The organism is Neobacillus niacini, from assembly GCF_023715785.1.
GTDB lineage: Bacteria > Bacillota > Bacilli > Bacillales > Cytobacillaceae > Neobacillus > Neobacillus niacini_E.
Genome location: NZ_JAMBOX010000006.1, coordinates 173,652 through 190,989, shown reverse-complemented (window position 1 = coordinate 190,989; position 17,338 = coordinate 173,652). Strand labels below are relative to the sequence as shown.

At 44.5% G+C, this 17,338-nt stretch carries 17 protein-coding genes, 1 pseudogene and 1 riboswitch; of the genes and pseudogenes, 12 read left to right on the top strand and 6 right to left on the bottom strand.

What is annotated here, in order from left to right; translation table 11 throughout:
• The first annotated feature begins 180 nt into the window (after positions 1-180).
• The 8 genes from M3234_RS13405 to M3234_RS13370 all read left to right on the top strand — a co-directional run bounded on the left by M3234_RS13405 (position 181) and on the right by M3234_RS13370 (position 10,525).
• Complete coding sequence (locus M3234_RS13405) at positions 181-537, top strand: XRE family transcriptional regulator (protein WP_262305194.1); 357 nt, start codon at positions 181-183, stop codon at positions 535-537.
• 85 nt (positions 538-622) lie between these two features.
• Positions 623-735: riboswitch (SAM riboswitch) on the top strand.
• 131 nt (positions 736-866) lie between these two features.
• Positions 867-1,979 (top strand): methionine biosynthesis PLP-dependent protein, encoded by a 1,113-nt coding sequence (locus M3234_RS13400; RefSeq protein WP_262305193.1) that lies wholly within the window; start codon positions 867-869, stop codon positions 1,977-1,979.
• Positions 1,979-3,166 carry a cystathionine beta-lyase gene (gene metC / locus M3234_RS13395; protein ID WP_262305192.1) on the top strand — a complete coding sequence of 396 codons (1,188 nt, stop codon included), beginning with the start codon at positions 1,979-1,981 and terminating at the stop codon, positions 3,164-3,166. Before M3234_RS13400 ends, metC begins: the two co-directional genes overlap by 1 nt.
• Positions 3,167-3,168: 2 nt before the next feature.
• A complete protein-coding gene (locus M3234_RS13390) occupies positions 3,169-5,028 on the top strand; it encodes a bifunctional homocysteine S-methyltransferase/methylenetetrahydrofolate reductase (protein ID WP_262305191.1) in 1,860 nt (619 codons plus the stop codon).
• Positions 5,006-8,455, top strand: coding sequence for a methionine synthase (gene metH, locus M3234_RS13385; RefSeq protein WP_262305190.1), 3,450 nt, complete (start codon positions 5,006-5,008; stop codon positions 8,453-8,455). Before M3234_RS13390 ends, metH begins: the two co-directional genes overlap by 23 nt.
• Before the next feature lie 108 nt (positions 8,456-8,563).
• Positions 8,564-8,980, top strand: a complete 417-nt coding sequence (locus M3234_RS13380) for a MarR family winged helix-turn-helix transcriptional regulator (protein ID WP_066314138.1) — start codon at positions 8,564-8,566, stop codon at positions 8,978-8,980.
• Between the two features lie 15 nt (positions 8,981-8,995).
• Complete coding sequence (locus M3234_RS13375) at positions 8,996-10,213, top strand: MFS transporter (RefSeq protein ID WP_262305189.1); 1,218 nt, start codon at positions 8,996-8,998, stop codon at positions 10,211-10,213.
• A 69-nt stretch (positions 10,214-10,282) separates the two neighbouring features.
• Entirely contained in the window at positions 10,283-10,525 is a 243-nt protein-coding gene (locus M3234_RS13370; protein ID WP_262305188.1) for a hypothetical protein, read from the top strand.
• Here the strand turns inward: M3234_RS13370 and M3234_RS13365 are convergent.
• From M3234_RS13365 to pxpB, 3 genes are read right to left on the bottom strand one after another with little or no spacing between them, the layout of a single operon-like run.
• Entirely contained in the window at positions 10,471-11,418 is a 948-nt protein-coding gene (locus M3234_RS13365; protein WP_262305187.1) for a 5-oxoprolinase subunit C family protein, read from the bottom strand. The two genes, M3234_RS13370 and M3234_RS13365, sit on opposite strands and share 55 nt — an antisense overlap.
• Positions 11,418-12,182: a LamB/YcsF family protein gene (locus M3234_RS13360; protein ID WP_262305186.1), complete on the bottom strand. Its 765-nt coding sequence runs from the start codon at positions 12,180-12,182 to the stop codon at positions 11,418-11,420. The genes M3234_RS13365 and M3234_RS13360 overlap by 1 nt, the downstream gene beginning before the upstream one ends.
• Positions 12,179-12,910: a 5-oxoprolinase subunit PxpB gene (gene pxpB / locus M3234_RS13355; RefSeq protein ID WP_262305185.1), complete on the bottom strand. Its 732-nt coding sequence runs from the start codon at positions 12,908-12,910 to the stop codon at positions 12,179-12,181. The genes M3234_RS13360 and pxpB overlap by 4 nt, the downstream gene beginning before the upstream one ends.
• Before the next feature lie 167 nt (positions 12,911-13,077).
• Between pxpB and M3234_RS13350 the strand changes: the two genes are divergently transcribed.
• From M3234_RS13350 to M3234_RS13335, 4 genes and pseudogenes are all read left to right on the top strand, one after another.
• On the top strand, positions 13,078-13,641 hold the full coding sequence (locus tag M3234_RS13350; protein WP_262305184.1) for an FAD-dependent oxidoreductase: 564 nt from the start codon (positions 13,078-13,080) through the stop codon (positions 13,639-13,641).
• A gap of 332 nt (positions 13,642-13,973) precedes the next feature.
• Positions 13,974-14,231, top strand: coding sequence for a transposase (locus tag M3234_RS13345; RefSeq protein WP_262305183.1), 258 nt, complete (start codon positions 13,974-13,976; stop codon positions 14,229-14,231).
• Positions 14,150-14,499, top strand: a pseudogene (locus tag M3234_RS13340) (transposase); the annotation flags it as partial. The gene M3234_RS13345 and the pseudogene M3234_RS13340, both read left to right, overlap by 82 nt.
• Positions 14,500-14,877: 378 nt before the next feature.
• Positions 14,878-16,395, top strand: coding sequence for an MDR family MFS transporter (locus M3234_RS13335; RefSeq protein WP_262305182.1), 1,518 nt, complete (start codon positions 14,878-14,880; stop codon positions 16,393-16,395).
• Between the two features lie 77 nt (positions 16,396-16,472).
• On the opposite strand, the gene M3234_RS13330 is transcribed toward M3234_RS13335, so the two are convergent.
• The 3 genes from M3234_RS13330 to M3234_RS29300 form a co-directional block, all read right to left on the bottom strand.
• Positions 16,473-16,868: a cytosolic protein gene (locus M3234_RS13330; protein WP_262305181.1), complete on the bottom strand. Its 396-nt coding sequence runs from the start codon at positions 16,866-16,868 to the stop codon at positions 16,473-16,475.
• 54 nt (positions 16,869-16,922) lie between these two features.
• On the bottom strand, positions 16,923-17,099 hold the full coding sequence (locus M3234_RS13325) for a hypothetical protein (RefSeq protein ID WP_262305180.1): 177 nt from the start codon (positions 17,097-17,099) through the stop codon (positions 16,923-16,925).
• A 98-nt stretch (positions 17,100-17,197) separates the two neighbouring features.
• On the bottom strand, positions 17,198-17,332 hold the full coding sequence (locus tag M3234_RS29300; protein ID WP_285858443.1) for a hypothetical protein: 135 nt from the start codon (positions 17,330-17,332) through the stop codon (positions 17,198-17,200).
• Positions 17,333-17,338 lie beyond the last annotated feature (6 nt).

The following is a 17,338-nucleotide window of genomic DNA, read 5'->3' as shown; positions in this document are numbered from 1 at the left end:
TTTAAAAAGAACACAAACTCGCGTATAATATTTTTAAGATTGTTACCTCTATAAGGAGGATATTCGAAAAAATCCAACTAAATGCTTCAAAATACCCACCATTGCTAGAAATTTAAGACTTCCGCAACATACCTCAATGTCTATACGCTCTCAAAAACTTTGATATATGAGGAGAATATTATGATTGGAGACCGGATAAAAAAATTAAGAAAGCAGAAGGGGATTTCCTTAACGGAACTCGCCGCGCTTGCAAATATCTCAAAATCCTACCTCAGTAATATTGAACGGAATTTAAATTCAAATCCCTCCATTCACTTTTTAATGAAATTGGCAAAGCCCCTGGATGTCTCCATTGAATATTTACTAACAGGAGCTGAAGTTGAGAAAACCATCGATCCGGAAAAAGCCACACTTGATGATGAATGGCAGATCATTTTAGAAACTGCCATTAAAGAGGGAATCAACAAAGAAGATTTTCGGGAATACATCAACTATATTAAGTTTAAAATCTGGGAAAAGAATAAAGCGGATCAATAAAAGCGCTTTCTTTAAAAATGTTTGGCAAATGCATTGACACTACTCTTTTGGTGTAGTAATTTTATTAATAATCTAAATATTGATTTTCTTATCAAGAGAGGTTGAGGGAAGGGCCCGATGACACCTCAGCAACCTTCAATGACTTGATCATTGAAACGGTGCTAAGTCCTGCAAATGTTCGAGTTTGCGAGATAAGAAGAATGACCGAGTGAATAGTGCTTACAAAAGTCTTCTTCTTATAGAAGGCTTTTTTATTTTATTTGCAGATTTTAACACCAAAATACATTAAAGCCTAAAAGCGATTTATACCTACACAAGGAGTGTGCGTCATGTACAAAATTGATACAAAACTTGCCCAAATTGGAAATCGCAGTGAAACTGCAACAGGGACAGTGAATCCGCCGGTTTATTTTTCAACAGCCTATCGGCATGAAGGAATTGGGCAGTCCACCGGATTTGACTATTCAAGGACGGGGAACCCGACGCGCCAGCTCCTTGAAAAAACAATTGCTGAACTGGAGGGTGGCGACCAAGGCTTTGCCTGCAGCTCTGGTATGGCGGCAATAATGACGGTGCTTTCTTTATTCCAATCAGGGGATGAATGGCTGGTCAGTGAAGATTTATATGGCGGCACGTACCGCCTTCTCGAAAAAGGCTATAGAAAATACGGCTTAACAACCCAATATGTAAATACCTGTATTCCGGAGGAGATTGAACGGAGGATCACCCCGCAAACAAAAGCCATTTTTCTGGAGACCCCGACTAATCCCCTCATGCAGGAATCGGATATTGCTGCAGTTGCCGAGATTGCCAAAAAACATGGGATTCTGCTGATTGTCGACAATACGTTCTACACACCTCTGTTGCAGCAGCCGATTCAGCAGGGTGCAGATATCGTTATTCATAGCGCCACCAAGTATCTGGGCGGCCATAATGATGTTCTTGCCGGACTAATTATCGCCAAAGGCAAGGAACTTTGTGAAGATTTGGCTCTTTACCATAATGGCGCAGGTGCTGTATTAAGCCCATTCGACTCTTGGCTGCTGATGCGCGGTATGAAGACTTTATCACTCCGTTTGGAACGACATGAAAAAAATGCAAAGGCCATCGTTGAATATCTATCACAGCACGAGTCAGTTACTGACGTTTTATATCCAGGCCGCGGCGGGATGGTTTCCTTCCGTGTCAAAGACGAAACCTGGGTAAATCCGTTCCTGCAGAACTTAAAGCTGATTTCCTTTGCAGAAAGCCTTGGCGGCACCGAAAGCTTTATTACGTATCCGGCCACACAGACACATGCCGATATTCCTGAGGAAGTCCGGATTGAAAAAGGCGTGTGCAATCGACTATTGCGTTTTTCCGTGGGAATTGAGGATGCAGAGGATTTAGTGGCAGACCTCCAGCAGGCGTTTGCCAATATTCATGAAGGAGTGAGAGTATAATGGATTACGAGAAATATAGTTTTGAAACGAGGCTGCTTCATAATCGCCATAAGATAGATGCCGCGACTGGGGCTGTCAGTGTGCCAATTCAGCATGCTTCCACCTTTCATCAATTTGATATCGACCAGTTTGGAAAATACGATTATGCACGGAGCTTAAATCCGACGAGGGAAGCACTCGAAGATGTCATTGCCGAACTGGAAGGCGGCGTGAAAGGCTTTGCTTTTTCCTCAGGAATGGCAGCCATTTCAACTGCTTTCCTACTGCTTTCTTCAGGTGATCACATTGTCATCACGGAGGATGTTTATGGCGGAACGTTCCGGATGGTTACCCAAGTGCTGTCAAGATTAGGAATCCAACATACTTTTGTCGATATGACTGACCTGGAACAGGTAAAACAGGCTATCCGCCAAAATACAAAAGCTTTTTATGTCGAGACGCCTTCCAATCCTTTATTGAAAGTCACGGATATTAGAGCAATCAGCCAAATGGCGAAAGAAATAGGGGCGCTTACGTTTGTCGATAACACGTTTCTGACGCCCGCGCTTCAAAAGCCGTTGGAGCTTGGCGCGGATGTCGTGCTTCACAGTGCAACCAAGTTTTTATCGGGTCATAGTGATGTCGTCGCCGGTCTTGCCGTAGTGAAGGATGAGGACTTGGCGAAACAGCTTTACTTTTTGCAAAATTCCTTTGGCGCGATTCTTGGCGTTCAGGATGCCTGGCTCGTGTTAAGAGGCCTAAAGACGCTTCATGTCCGTTTGAAACAGTCACAAGAATCCACATTAAAGATTGCAAGATTTTTAGAATCACATCACCTTGTAGAAAAAGTCTATTACCCGGCTTTGGAACATCATCCTCAGCGTGAATTGCAAGCCGCCCAGGCAAGCGGGGCAGGAGCCGTACTTTCCTTTGAACTGGCAAACGAGGATGCGGTCCGTACCTTTGTATCAGAGGTGAAGATACCGGTCTTTGCCGTAAGTCTTGGCGCAGTAGAGTCGATTTTATCGTATCCGGCGAAAATGTCGCATGCGGCGATGCCGCCAGCCGAACGGGAAAAGCGCGGCATCAAAAACAGCCTGCTTCGGTTATCCGTTGGACTGGAAAATCCCGATGATTTAATCAAGGATTTCTCCCAGGCTTTTGAAAAATTACAACAGAAGAACTTAGTACTACTTCAAGGAGAATGACCATGAGCCTTTTAGAAAAATTGCATAACCAAATCTTAATTGCCGATGGCGCCATGGGAACGCTCCTTTATTCATATGGGACGGATTCCTGCTTTGAGGAATTGAATTTATCTCATCCCGATCAGATTCAACATATCCACCAGGCCTATATAGCTGCCGGGGCGGATATTATCCAAACCAACACCTACGCCGCTAATTACTTGAAGCTTGGGCGTTATGGTTTGGAGGATTCAGTGAAGGACATTAATAGTGCCGCTGTCCGTAATGCAAAAAAGGCTGCCGGAAATGCCGCCTTTGTTCTCGGGACAATGGGCGGCAACCGCGGCATTAAACCAAACTCTATTCCTATAGAAGAAATTAAACGGAGCTTTCGCGAACAGCTTTATTGTCTGTTATTAGAAGAGGTCGATGGGCTGTTGCTAGAGACATTTTATGACCTTGAAGAGCTTGAGACGGTGCTGTCGATTGCCCGAAAGGAAACAAAGTTGCCGATCATTGCCCAAGTTTCCCTTCAGGAACCTGGTAATTTGCAAGATCAAACACCTGTTAACGAGGCGTTAAAAAGGTTGGAGACCCTTGGTGCCGATGTCGTCGGCCTCAATTGCCGACTTGGCCCGCACCATATGCTGCTTGCCCTTGAACAAATTGAATTGCCAAAGCACGCATTTCTTTCTGCTTATCCGAATGCCAGCCTTCCCTCCTATACCGATGGAAAGTTTCATTATGATGGGGATGCGGAATACTTTCGCAGGTCAGCACACGAGTTTCGCCAACAGGGCGTCCGGCTTTTAGGGGGCTGTTGCGGAACGACACCGGAACACATTCGTGCGTTTTCCTCTGCATTGAAAGAAACTGCCCCAATTACAGAAAAAGTAGTAAAATTAAAGACGAAAAACATTATTGTTGAAGAGCAAAGTGTTGATAGGGACTACGCTCCTCTTCAGGATATTGTCAAGGAAAGACCATCTGTTATTGTCGAATTAGACCCGCCAAGAAAACTGAACACGACCAAGTTTTTCGAAGGCGCTCGAGCTTTGAAGGAAGCAGGAATCGATGCGATTACGTTAGCCGATAATTCGCTTGCGACAGTCAGGATTTCTAATGAATCATTAGGGTATCTGTTAAAATCAGAATTAGAAATGAGGCCATTAATTCATATTGCCTGCCGCGACCGTAACATGATCGGCCTGCAATCACACTTAATGGGGCTGCATACGCTTGGCATGCATGATGTATTGGCCATTACCGGCGATCCGGCCCGTGTCGGCGACTTCCCTGGAGCCTCTTCCGTTTATGATGTTTCCTCGTTTGAACTGATTCAAATGATCAAACAGCTAAATGAAGGGTTGTCTTTTTCCGGAAAAGACCTTGGGCAGAAAACGGCGTTCAGCATTGCTGCCGCCTTTAACCCGAATGTCCGGTCGCTTGAAAAAGCAGTAAAACGCCTCGAGAAAAAGATAGCTTTCGGTGCTGATTACTTTATCTCGCAGCCTGTTTTTTCAGAGGAAAAATTACTGGAAATTCATGATCAGACAAAACACCTGGATGCACCCATTTATATTGGACTGATGCCGCTGACCAGCAGCAAAAACGCCGAGTTCCTTCATAATGAGGTTCCTGGCATCAAAATTGCCGATTCTATTCGCGACCGGATGGCGTCATTGTCCGACCCTGTTCTTGCGGCACAGGAAGGAATCGCCATTACGAAATCGTTAGTCGATACAGCACTGGATTTATTTAACGGAATCTATTTCATTACACCATTTTTACGTTATGAGCTAACCGCTGAACTGGCACTTTATGCCAACCAGCGTGCTCGTGAACTGAGGGGGAACAGCTATGCCGAGACCACCATTTACTGAACAATTGAAAAAACGCATCCTTGTCATGGACGGGGCAATGGGAACCATGCTGCAGCGAGCCGAGCTTACTCCAGAAGATTTTGGCGGTGAGGAATACGACGGCTGCAACGAAAATTTAAATCTAACTGCCCCTTCGGTTATTGCCGGCATTCACCGTGAATATTTAGAGGCCGGGGCTGATATCATCGAGACCAATACGTTTGGTGCTACCAGCATTGTCCTTGATGAATATGGGCTCGGGTATAAAGCCTATGAAATTAATAAAATTGCAGCTCAGATCGCGGTGTCGGAAGTGGTGAAGGCCTCCACTGATGATTGGCCCCGCTATGTCGCCGGTTCGATGGGACCAACGACAAAAACATTGAGTGTAACCGGGGGCACTACCTTCGACGCACTTGCTGCATCATATGAAGAACAAGCACTTGGTTTGATTGACGGCGGAGTTGACCTGCTCCTGCTTGAAACAAGCCAGGATATGCTAAATGTCAAAGCAGGCTTCGTCGGCATTCAAAATGCTTTTACCAAAACAGGCAAAACACTGCCGTTGTTTATCTCCGGTACGATTGAACCAATGGGAACCACTCTTGCTGGCCAGACGATTGATTCGTTTTTCATTTCGGTTGAGCATATGAATCCTGTGGCAGTCGGCTTGAACTGCGCCACCGGACCGGAATTCATGCAGGACCATGTCCGTACCTTGGCGAGCCTTGCCTCGACCGCGGTCAGTTGCTATCCAAATGCCGGCTTGCCGGACGAGGAAGGGCACTATCATGAAACACCGGAAACCCTTGCGAAAAAGCTGGCTGATTTTGCTGCCCATGGCTGGCTCAATATTGTCGGCGGCTGCTGCGGAACAACCCCTGACCATATTCGCGCTATTTCTGAAGCGATGAAGGAATTTAAACCGCGGGAATTTTCCGCTAAACCTGTGCACATGGTATCTGGGATTGACCCGTTCATTTACGACGATCCAACTTTACGGCCAATCATGGTCGGCGAGCGGACAAATGTCATCGGATCCCGCAAATTTAAACGCCTGATTGCGGAAGGGAAATTTGAAGAAGCAGCCGAAGTCGCCCGGGCGCAGGTGAAGGGCGGTGCGCATGTCATCGATATTTGTCTTGCCGACCCGGACCGGGATGAGCTTATCGATATGGAAAACTTCATTAAAGAAGTCGTCAAAAAGGTCAAAGTGCCGCTTGTGATTGACTCCACCGATGATAAGGTCATTGAAAAAGCGCTAAAATATTCGCAAGGAAAATCTATTATCAACTCGATTAACCTTGAGGATGGCGAAGAACGCTTTGAAGCGGTTGTTCCTCTTATTCATCGATACGGCGCTGCTGTTGTGGTCGGAACGATTGATGAAAAAGGAATGGGCGTCACGGCTGAAAAGAAATTGGAAATTGCCAAGCGTTCCTATGACCTGTTAGTCAATAAATATGGTTTGAAACCGCAGGACCTGATTTTTGACCCATTAGTTTTTCCGGTTGGAACTGGGGATGAGCAATACATCGGTTCTGCTAAAGCGACTGTTGAAGGAATCCGGTTGATTAAAGAACAGCTGCCGGGCGTGCAAACGATTCTTGGAATCAGTAATGTTTCCTTTGGACTGCCGCCGGTTGGCCGTGAAATTTTGAATTCTGTTTTCCTATATCATTGTACACAGGCAGGACTCGATTACGCGATTGTTAATACCGAAAAACTCGAGCGATTTGCGTCGATTTCCAAGGAAGAAGTCGCACTTGCAGAAGCCCTTCTGTTTGAAACAACCGATGAAACCTTAGCTACGTTTACCAATTTTTATCGCGATAAAAAGAAGGAAGCGAAAGTGACCGGGACGGATATGACCCTTGAGGAACGCCTTGCCTATTATGTGGTGGAAGGTACAAAGGAAGGTCTGCAGCCTGATTTGGAATTAGCATTGGCGCAATATCCTGCCCCCCTCGATATTATCAATGGCCCGTTAATGGACGGGATGAAGGAAGTCGGCCGGTTATTTAATGACAACCAATTGATTGTTGCCGAGGTACTGCAAAGTGCCGAAGTTATGAAAGCGGCGGTTTCTTATTTGGAACCGTTTATGGAAAAAGGCGACGTGTCTGCTTCTAAGGGTAAGGTACTGCTTGCGACCGTTAAAGGCGATGTCCATGATATCGGCAAAAATCTGGTCGACATTATCCTTAGTAACAACGGTTATAATGTAATTGACCTTGGGATTAAAGTAACTCCGGCGGAGCTGATTAAAGCCATTCGCGAGGAAAAACCGGATATTGTCGGTCTGTCTGGACTGCTGGTTAAGTCCGCTCAGCAAATGGTGTTAACCGCACAGGATATGAAGGAAGCTGGAATCGACCTGCCGATTATGGTTGGCGGTGCCGCCCTGTCACGGAAATTTACTGATACAAAAATTTCCAAGGAATATGACGGCCTCGTTCTATATGCAAAGGATGCGATGAATGGCTTAAGTCTTGCAAACCAGCTGCAATCCCCGGAGGAACTTGAAAAGCTGATTGCCGAAAAACAGGAAAAGTTGGCTAAGGTGGATGTGCCGCTTGATTTGCCTATCAGGTCGGCGGCCTCGGTGGCCGTCAAGCCAAAACCGGCAGTCTCGACCACGGTGCCAGTGTTTGTTCCGAAAGATACAAAACGGCACGTATTAAAATCGTATTCCTTATCCCATGTGGAACCATATATCAATATGCAAATGTTGCTGGGCCACCATCTTGGTGTGAAGGGCAAAATTGCCAAGCTGATTGCCGAAAAAGATGAAAAGGCTTTGAAGGTCAAAGAGATGGTCGATCAGTTATTATTGGATGCAAGCGCTAATGGCTGGATTAAACCGGCAGCTGTGTATCAATTTTTCCCGGCGCAATCGGATGGGAATAAGATTCATATCTATAATCCGGAGAATCACAGCCAGATTATTGAAACATTTGACTTCCCGCGTCAGGATTCGAGCCCGTATCTTTGTTTGGCGGACTTCTTAAAGCCTGTTGACAGTGGCGTGATGGATTATGTCGGTTTCTTTACCGTAACGGCCGGGCGGGGAATACGCGAAGTTGCTGATGGATTGAAAAATGAGGGCCGCTTCTTGGAAAGCCACGCGCTTCAATCACTGGCGCTTGAAAGCGCCGAAGGTTTGGCCGAGTTGATTCACCGGCAAATGCGCGACCGCTGGGGCTTCCCGGACCCGCTTACGTTTACGATGCAAGACCGGTTTGCTGCTAAATATCAAGGCCAGCGCTTTTCGTTCGGTTATCCGGCCTGTCCAGATTTAGAAGATCAGAAGAAGCTGTTTAGATTAATTGAACCGGGGAATATCGGCGTTAATCTCACCGATGGCTGCATGATGGAACCGGAGGCCTCCGTCTCTGCGATGGTCTTTGCCCATCCGGAAGCAAGATATTTTAATGTGTTGAGATAAGTTTTTATTTACTGGAAACCCGCCGTTTAGTTACCGCGGGTTTCTTGACAATATTTAATATATCCATTATAGTTACCTAGGTAACTAATTTTAAAATTGGAGTGTATTATGTATAGCCACGAACTCTTCCATACCCTTCACCAGCTTTCACGCCGTCTTACCAACAAACTCAATGAAGCTCTAAAACCAACAGGTTTGTACGGTTCGCAATGGGCCGTTATTTTTGTTTTAAAAGAAAAATCCTCTTTGACTCAAAAGGAATTGTCAGAATATCTGGCTGTTGAGGCCCCGCCAATGACAAGAACGATTCAACGGCTTGTCAAACAAGGATATGTGAAGCAGGTGCCCGGGCAGCATGATAAACGGGAAAAGCGTGTGGAATTGACTGACGAGGCTTTGGCGAGGTATCCAGAGTGGGAACGAATCGTAAAAGAAGTAAATAAAGCTTTATTAAACGGACTTTCAGAAGAAAAACAAAAAGAACTGCTACAACTGCAAAAAGGCTGGCTGGAACAACTTTTCTAAAAAGGAGTGCATCTAATGACTAAACCGAAATTATGGACAAAGGATTTTATCAGTGTTTCTTCAAGTAACTTTTTCTTATTTTTAACATTCTATATCTTGCTCGTCACCCTTCCAAGCTATGCATTGGATGAACTTCATACCAGCGCAACCGAGGCAGGTTTAATGACAACCATCTTTCTACTCTCCGCCATCATCTCGCGCCCTCTTGCCGGCCAGTGGCTTGAACATGCTGGAAACAAAAAAGTTTTGTTAACAGCGCTGATTCTATTTGCCGTAGCAGCGCCACTATACTTGATTCCAAAAACAGTAATTGGGTTCTTGGCAATCCGACTGTTGCATGGTATAGGCTTTGGGATGGCTACCACCGCTGTAGGCGCCATTGTAGCCGATATCATTCCTGCTGCCCGCCGAGGTGAAGGTATGGGATACTTTGTTTTATCAACAAATATGGCCATGGTGTTGGGACCCTTTGTCGGTTTGATGACCATCCAACAATGGGGCGCAAAAACAATGTTTATTCTAAGCATCGCGGTAGCGATTGGGGCCCTGCTTACTGGTTTAAGCGTCAAGATTGCAAAACCGGAACAAGATAATCAAATCGAAGTGCTTTCAAGCTTCTCGATTCGCGGCTTATTTGAAGCATCCGCCGTTCCAATTGCAATTGTCGGCAGCTTTTTGGCCATCGTCTATTCGGCACTTCTATCATTTGTATCCATCTATGCTGTAGAAATTCACGTAGAGAATGTTGCGAGCTTGTTCTTTGTTGTTTATGCGGTCGTGCTCCTGATTTCAAGACCGTTTACCGGAAAATGGCTTGATCAATATGGAGCTAACGTGATCTCCTATCCATGCATCATTCTGTTTGCAATCGGCATGTTTGCTTTGAGTCAAAGCGGCGGAGCGGTTACGTTCCTTGTTTCTGCCGGTTTAATTGGCTTGGGCTGGGGAACGCTGTTTCCAACGTTCCAAACGATTGCAATCCAAAATGCCGAGCCAAGAAAACGTGGTCTGGCAACAGCGACCTTTTTATCCATTTATGATATAGGCATTGCAGTGGGATCACTTTTTGTAGGTATGGTGGCAGCGAAAATGGACTATAGCACGCTATATTTCCTTTGCACATTCTACGTATTAATCGGGGCAGTTCTTTTTTACTTCCTGCATACGAAAAAGAAAGCCGCTGCTGAAAAATCGACAAACAGTCAGCATACAAAAGTTCAGGAAATCTCTTAATTTCGTTTACAACACTCCTACACATACTATATAATGTATTATTAACCAAATATTGGAGGAGTGATTAAAGTGGCGAAATCAAAAGCCAAGAAGCTGCGTGAAAAACTTGCCCGCGAAGGAAAACTGAATCCGGAAGCAAAGCGGAGTCCGTTTGTTTTTTCAGACATGAGAACCCGGATGACGAAAACGAAAAAGGATCATTTGTATCATTTCAAACACAAGAACCATCAATCCCAGGACGGAAGCGATGGTTCTTTTTATTTTGCCGTTGCAAGCGACAAATACTTAATTAAAATTTGCCTTTCCAAATAAAGTCTTTGTGCTTCCTCTATTGACACTGTGGCGAACTGCGTAATGGTGTCAGGCACCGCTTGGGCTAGTTTAGGGATATCTGCTGAAATGACGGTGCCGATTCTAGTATAGCCGCCTGTGGTTTGCCGCTCGGCCATGAGGATGATAGGCTGGCCGCTTGCCGGCACTTGGATTCCACCGAGTGGAACAGGATCGGAGATAATATCCGGGCCTGATAGATGTTCAAGCTTTGGGCCGTTAAGCTGATAGCCCATACGGTTGGATTGTGGTGTTATTACATATTCGCCGTTTAGAAACCTCCCGATACTTTCTTCGGTAAACATATGCTGATGCGGCCCTAGAATAACTCGAAGCCTCAGTTTCCTGTTATATTCAGGAATCAAGCTTGGATGTAATGCTCTATGTGGCTTCCTTAATACCGGGTTCCCTTTTAAAATGTCCCCCTTTTGCAATGAGCGCCCCTCCAAACCACCGAACCGGCCATTTAAAAATGTCGACTTACTCCCCAAAACAACCGGAACATCCAGACCGCCGGCTACAGCAATATAGGCTCTAGCTCCAGCTTTGCAGACCCCGACCGAAAGAACCTGCCCTTTTTTTAGCAGAAAGCTTTTCCACAGCGATACCTCATGATCATCGACCTGAGGAAAAAAATCTCCTCCACAGATTGCGATGACCATATCACGCTTTGCCTTCAACACCGGACCAACAAAGGCAATTTCCAACCCTGCTTCTCCCGGATGGTTGCCAACGAGAATATTTGCCACTTGCAATGAATAAGGATCCATCGCTCCCGATGGACTAATCCCGAATTGCTGGTAACCATATCTCCCTAAATCTTGGACAGTTGTTTGCAATCCTGGCTTTATTACTTTAAAAATTTCTGTCGACATTAGGAACGCCAGCTTTCCCTGATTGAAATATCATTATTTTTAAGTGCTGCCCTTAAGTTCCTGACGAATTCCAAGGCTTGCGGTTCGTCACCATGAACGCAGATTGTATCGGCATGAATTTCAATATCCGATCCATTTACAGCCGATACTTTCCCTTCCTTAATCATACGGATGATTCTTCTTGCTGCAATATCTGGATCATGAATCATTGCATTTTTTTCCTGCCTTGAGGTTAACGAGCCGTCCGGCTGATACGTTCGATCGGCAAACACTTCTTCGGCAACAAGGAGCCCTGCATTTTTCCCTTCCTTGACCAGTTCGCTGCCGGCAAGTCCATATAACACCAATGAAGAATCCACATCAGCTACGGCATCGGCAATTGCCCCAGCCAAGTCTTTACTCTTTGCCGCCATATTATATAATGCCCCGTGAGGCTTCACATGGGAAAGTCGGGTTCCGCATGCTTTACAAACAGCAGTCAGCGCTCCGATTTGATAAACAATCAAGTGGTAAATTTCTTGGGCTGAAAGCTGCATTTCCCTGCGGCCAAATCCCGCCAAATCCGGCAGGCCAGGGTGGGCGCCAATCCGGACTCCATACTTTTGGGCCAGTCTCACCGTTTCAAACATGACATTATGGTCACCTGCATGAAAGCCGCAGGCAATATTGGCCGAAGATATATATTGTAAAATCTCCTGGTCATTGCCAACCTTAAACGCGCCAAAGCTTTCCCCCAAATCAGCATTTATATCGATAGCTTTCAAGGCTGCTCTTCTCCCTTCAAGTATGTTTTTACCTTATATTTATTTTCCGCTGTCAATTGCTTAACCCTGGAAAACTCAGCTCCATCAATCGGATAAAATTTGATGTAATTTCCCGCAGCAAATAATACTGGCGTTTGTTTTGTGATATCGAATAACTTAACAGGCGTGATGCCAAGAATTCTCCAGCCGGACGGAACGTCAGAAGGGTAAATCCCTGTCTGGTTTCCGCCAATTCCCACTGCCCCCGCCAGTACACTTGGTCTAGGATGTTCAAGCCTCGGAACCGCAAGCTTAGCCGGCAGGCCTCCAAGATACGGAAAGCCCGGAACAAAACCCATCATATAAATCAGGTATTCCTGTCCGCTGTGAAGCGCAATGACTTCTTTTTCAGTTAAATGATGATAGTTGGCAATATAGGAAAGGTCCTCACCCGTTTCACCGCCGTATAAAACAGGTATTTCATAAACGATTGGTGTTCTTTGAGGTGAATCGCTGGAAGCGGCGAATACCTTTGCAGCCACACCTGTTAATTTTTCGTAGGAAATAACTTCAGGCCGATAATAAATGGCAACTGTTGTATATGCCGGCACCCATTCGACAATTCCGTCTATTTTTACTATCGAAAGCCAGGCCGTAAACTGCAGAATTTGATTATGCGTTGTTTCACTAATTTCATCGCCGAAATAAACCCGGATCGCCGTATCCCCAAGCGGTTCAATCTCAATCATAGCAATCTCCCATTTTCCTTTTGATTTTAAAGTATATGTTAACCGGGTACATTTCAAGTGAAATATATTTCGATTTGCAAATATTCCAAATTAAGCATTAAATTTTACATTCGTTTCGGTTTTGGCTATGCTAATTATTGTAAAAGAATAATTTGGGAGGTCTTCAAATGTTTGATGTATTGATTGTGGGCGCCGGACCTGCCGGGGCAAGTGCAGCGATTTTTACAGCAAAAGCTGGTAAGAGCACTTTAGTGATTGATAATGATAAAAGCGTAACCAAAAGAGCCTGGATTGAAAATCATTATGGTGTAAAGGAAGTAACCGGTCCGGACCTTGTGGAAACTGGTAAAGAGCAGGCCCGCAAATTTGGTGCTGAATTTACCGTTGCTACTGTAACAAACATTAGCAAAACCGATGACGGTTTCAAAGTTGAAACCGACGGAAATGAATATCAAGCAAAGCATGTGATCGTTGCAACCGGGATGTTGGCCGATCTTGCTGAAAAAGCAGGCTTAAATACTAAACCAGGTACTGAGCCAAGAGTGAAGACCATTCTTGATGTTGATGCATCCGGAAAAACAAATGTTGACGGCGTTTGGGCAGCAGGCACAATTGCCGGTGTGAGCATGCATACCATTATTACAGCCGGTGACGGAGCAAAGGTTGCCATCAACGTCATTAGCGAACTCAACGGCGAGCGTTACGTTGACCACGATGTATTAAAAGCGTAGGCAATATAATTATTAGAACCCCTTTTTGATGAAGGGGTTCTCAGGCTGTCGAGAAACTTTCGACAGCCTTTATTTTATATAACCGCTTTAACAATTCACCGCGTTAATTTGTTATAATGATATTAATCAATTCGATATGTCTGTTGATTTGCGCTCCAGGCACTTCGCTTTCCGCGGGCGTGCCTGGGAGCCTCCTCGGCGCAAGCGCCTGCGGGGTCTCCCACTGCCCCGTACTCCCGCAGGAGTCTTCGTGCCTTCCGCGCAAATCAACAGGTGTTATTAATAAGTTAAGAAGTTCAACCAATAATTATTAAAAATAAGTGGTGAATTCAATGTTTAAGCCTAAAGAGTCTAGCCAAAGTGAATTTGAATTTGTGTCTATTGATGAATTAGTTCCGGATGATCACCTTCTTCGTTTAATTGATAAATATGTAGACTTTTCATTTCTTCTTGAAAAAGTACGTCCATTTTATAGTGATGATAACGGCCGTCCATCTGATCCCCTTATAAATACAAATCTGATTCGAAAAAATGTGAAAGCTGCCCATTTTTATCCGAATGCACACGTTCAAAAAATAAGGTCAAAGTAGTAACACGACATGTTTGGGAGGAGTACAAGGAAAAGATAAGAGTAAATCGCTTATCTAAATCAGGATAAGAACTTTATAAATTAGAAAGGAAAAAATTGAGCGAAGCTTCGCAGACTCAAAAGAGCTGCATGGGCTTCGCTACTGCCGGTTGCGGGGAATAAAAAAAGCAAGTGAGCAAGCGCTTCAAACCGCAGCTTGCCAGAACATGAAAAAGATTGCGGCACATTTATTCAGGTTGGAAAAGGTGTGTTGCAATACTTCAGGTTGATTATCTCCTGTTGATTGGAGTGGAAGGTGCGAAGACTCCTGCGGGAGTACGGGACAGGGGAGACCCCGCAGGCGCGGAACGCGCTGAGGAGGCTTCCCGAACCGCCCGCGGAAAGCGAAGCACCTGGAACGGAAATCAACAGGCCCCCTAGCAGGGGCAATTTTAATAAAATCGGCCATTCAATTTCCATTAAAATAAAAAATTGCCGAGAAATATACCCTTTCTCGACAATCTGAGAACCCCTTTTTGATGAAGGGGTTCTTTTTTTGTATTAACATCTGTTATTTTATGGTAGAAATCGATTAAAATATGAATTGGGAGGAGGAATCCGGCACAAACTGCACACGTTTTACACCCTTATTTAGAAGGAGCTATTTAATGATTAAACAGGACAATACTATTAAATTGGTTGTAACCGGCTTATTACTTGCCATCTTAATGGCGGCTATGGACAATACCATTGTGGCAACGGCAATGGCAACCATTGTTTCTGACCTTGGAGGCTTTGACAAATTTGTTTGGGTCACTTCGGCCTATATGGTCGCCGTAATGGCGGGAATGCCGATATTCGGGAAGCTTTCTGATATGTATGGAAGGAAGCGCTTCTTTATTTTTGGCTTAGTTGTTTTCCTAATAGGCTCTGCCTTTTGCGGTATCGCACAGTCCATCGTTCAGTTAAGCATCTACCGGGCGATTCAAGGGATTGGCGGCGGGGCACTGATGCCAATTGCTTTTACGATAGTCTTTGATATTTTCCCCCCGGAGAAACGCGGAAAAATGACAGGCCTGCTTGGTGCTGTTTTTGGTATTTCAAGCGTCTTAGGACCACTATTAGGGGCATATATTACTGATTATATTAGCTGGCATTGGATCTTTTATGTGAATATACCGCTTGGACTAATTTCTATATTTTTAATCAGCTATTATTACAAGGAGTCGTTACAGCACTCCAAACAAAAAATTGATTGGCTTGGAGCAATCACTCTTGTTATTTCTGTTGTCAGTTTAATGTTCGCTTTGGAGCTTGGCGGCAAAGAGTATGCTTGGGACTCTGTACCGATTATTAGTTTATTTGTGAGCTTTTTTGTGTTTTTTGTAGTGTTTTTTATTGCCGAATTTAAAGCAGAGGAACCAATTCTTCCACTATGGCTGTTTAAACGGCGCTTGTTTGCAGCTTCACAGCTCCTTGCATTCTTATATGGAGGCACGTTCATCATATTAACGGTGTTTATTCCCATTTTTGTTCAAGCAGTTTACGGCGGAAGTGCCAAGAATGCCGGGTTGATCTTAACACCAATGATGCTTGGATCCGTAGTTGGCAGTTCGATTGGCGGGATATTCCTAACTAAGACGTCATACCGAAATTTAATGTTTGTTTCGATTGTTTCCTATATGGTGGGCATGTACTTTTTAGGAACAATGAATGAGGACACCTCCCGCGTGCTGTTAACGGTGTATATGATTCTAGTTGGGTTCGGAGTCGGCTTCTCGTTTTCACTATTGCCGACCGCCTCTCTTCACAACCTAGAGCCGCAATATCGAGGGACAGCTAATTCCACTAATTCGTTTTTGCGCTCGTTTGGAATGACGTTGGGGATAACCATTTACGGTACTATTCAAAATAATGTTTTTACAGATCAGCTAAAAGAGGCATTCAAAGGAATGGCTGGTGCTGGAGGCAGTGGCTTTAAAATGGGGGACCCGCGAGAAATATTCACAGAAAGCGAGCGGGTAAAGATTCCAGATTTTATTTTAGATAAAATCATACATGCGTTGTCTGAGTCGATTACATTTACATTTATGCTAACACTGATTCCCATCGCGCTGGCGGCACTCACCATTTTCTTTATGGGAAATGCACGGGTTGCGGTTAATAAAGAGACATCAAAAGGGTAAACTTAGTCCCTCCATTAGGCATAAAAAAACTTCAAATCAATCCAAAGGACGCCCCAAAAGGCGTCCTTTTCAAAAAATTAAACCTGCAAATCCTTGCCCTCTTCAGCGATATGGAACAACAGGTGGGCTAGATGATGAATCGGGCCGTACTCCTCTTCCTCACCCTCGTCATCCTGATTATAGTCAAGATCATTTAAGTAGAGAGCCATAAATTCATAAAAATCCTTTAATTGAAAGGAATAGTAAGCGTTTGGTTCCTCGCTGTCCTCCTCATATTGCGCCACCATATAAGACAGATCGCCATCAATGTCCTCTGCATCGAAGAATACGAAAAAGCCGATATTGGTATCTAGTTCGAAGAGATGACGGGTGCCGCCTTCTGATGCATTTTCAAACTCTTCCTGGTTCAATTTTTGAATCTGCATCGTATCAACATTGTCCTCTTGATGAAAACTTACCACAAATGATTGCATGAATTTCCTCCTTTAGCCTCAGCCATAACACACCATAGTATAACCAAATTCAGCTTAATCTTTACTCTCCTTCGCATCTTCCTGGTAATGCTCATTTAAATATGGATTTTCGGTAGTTGCAAAACTTACAGATAATAAACTCATTTCCGGATCCAGTCCATAATAGCCCTTCGCCAGTTCCTCCAAGTCTTCTCCACTTTGAAATTGCGGATCTTTTTCCTTTTCTGTCATATGCATCACCTGCTTTTTCCAAATAATATGTAACAGGAGAAATAAATTTATCCATAAAAATATAAAACCCCCTGATTTCTCAGGAGGATGGTTATAAATCATACCGGAGGCCAAATTGGATGATTAATAACAGTTGTTTCTTTTGCTACCGTGACATCCTGTGTGGTATTGGCAGGAGCTGCAAAAAGTAGCAAACCCAACGCAAAGACCGCAATCAGAGCCTTTTTCATCATATTTTC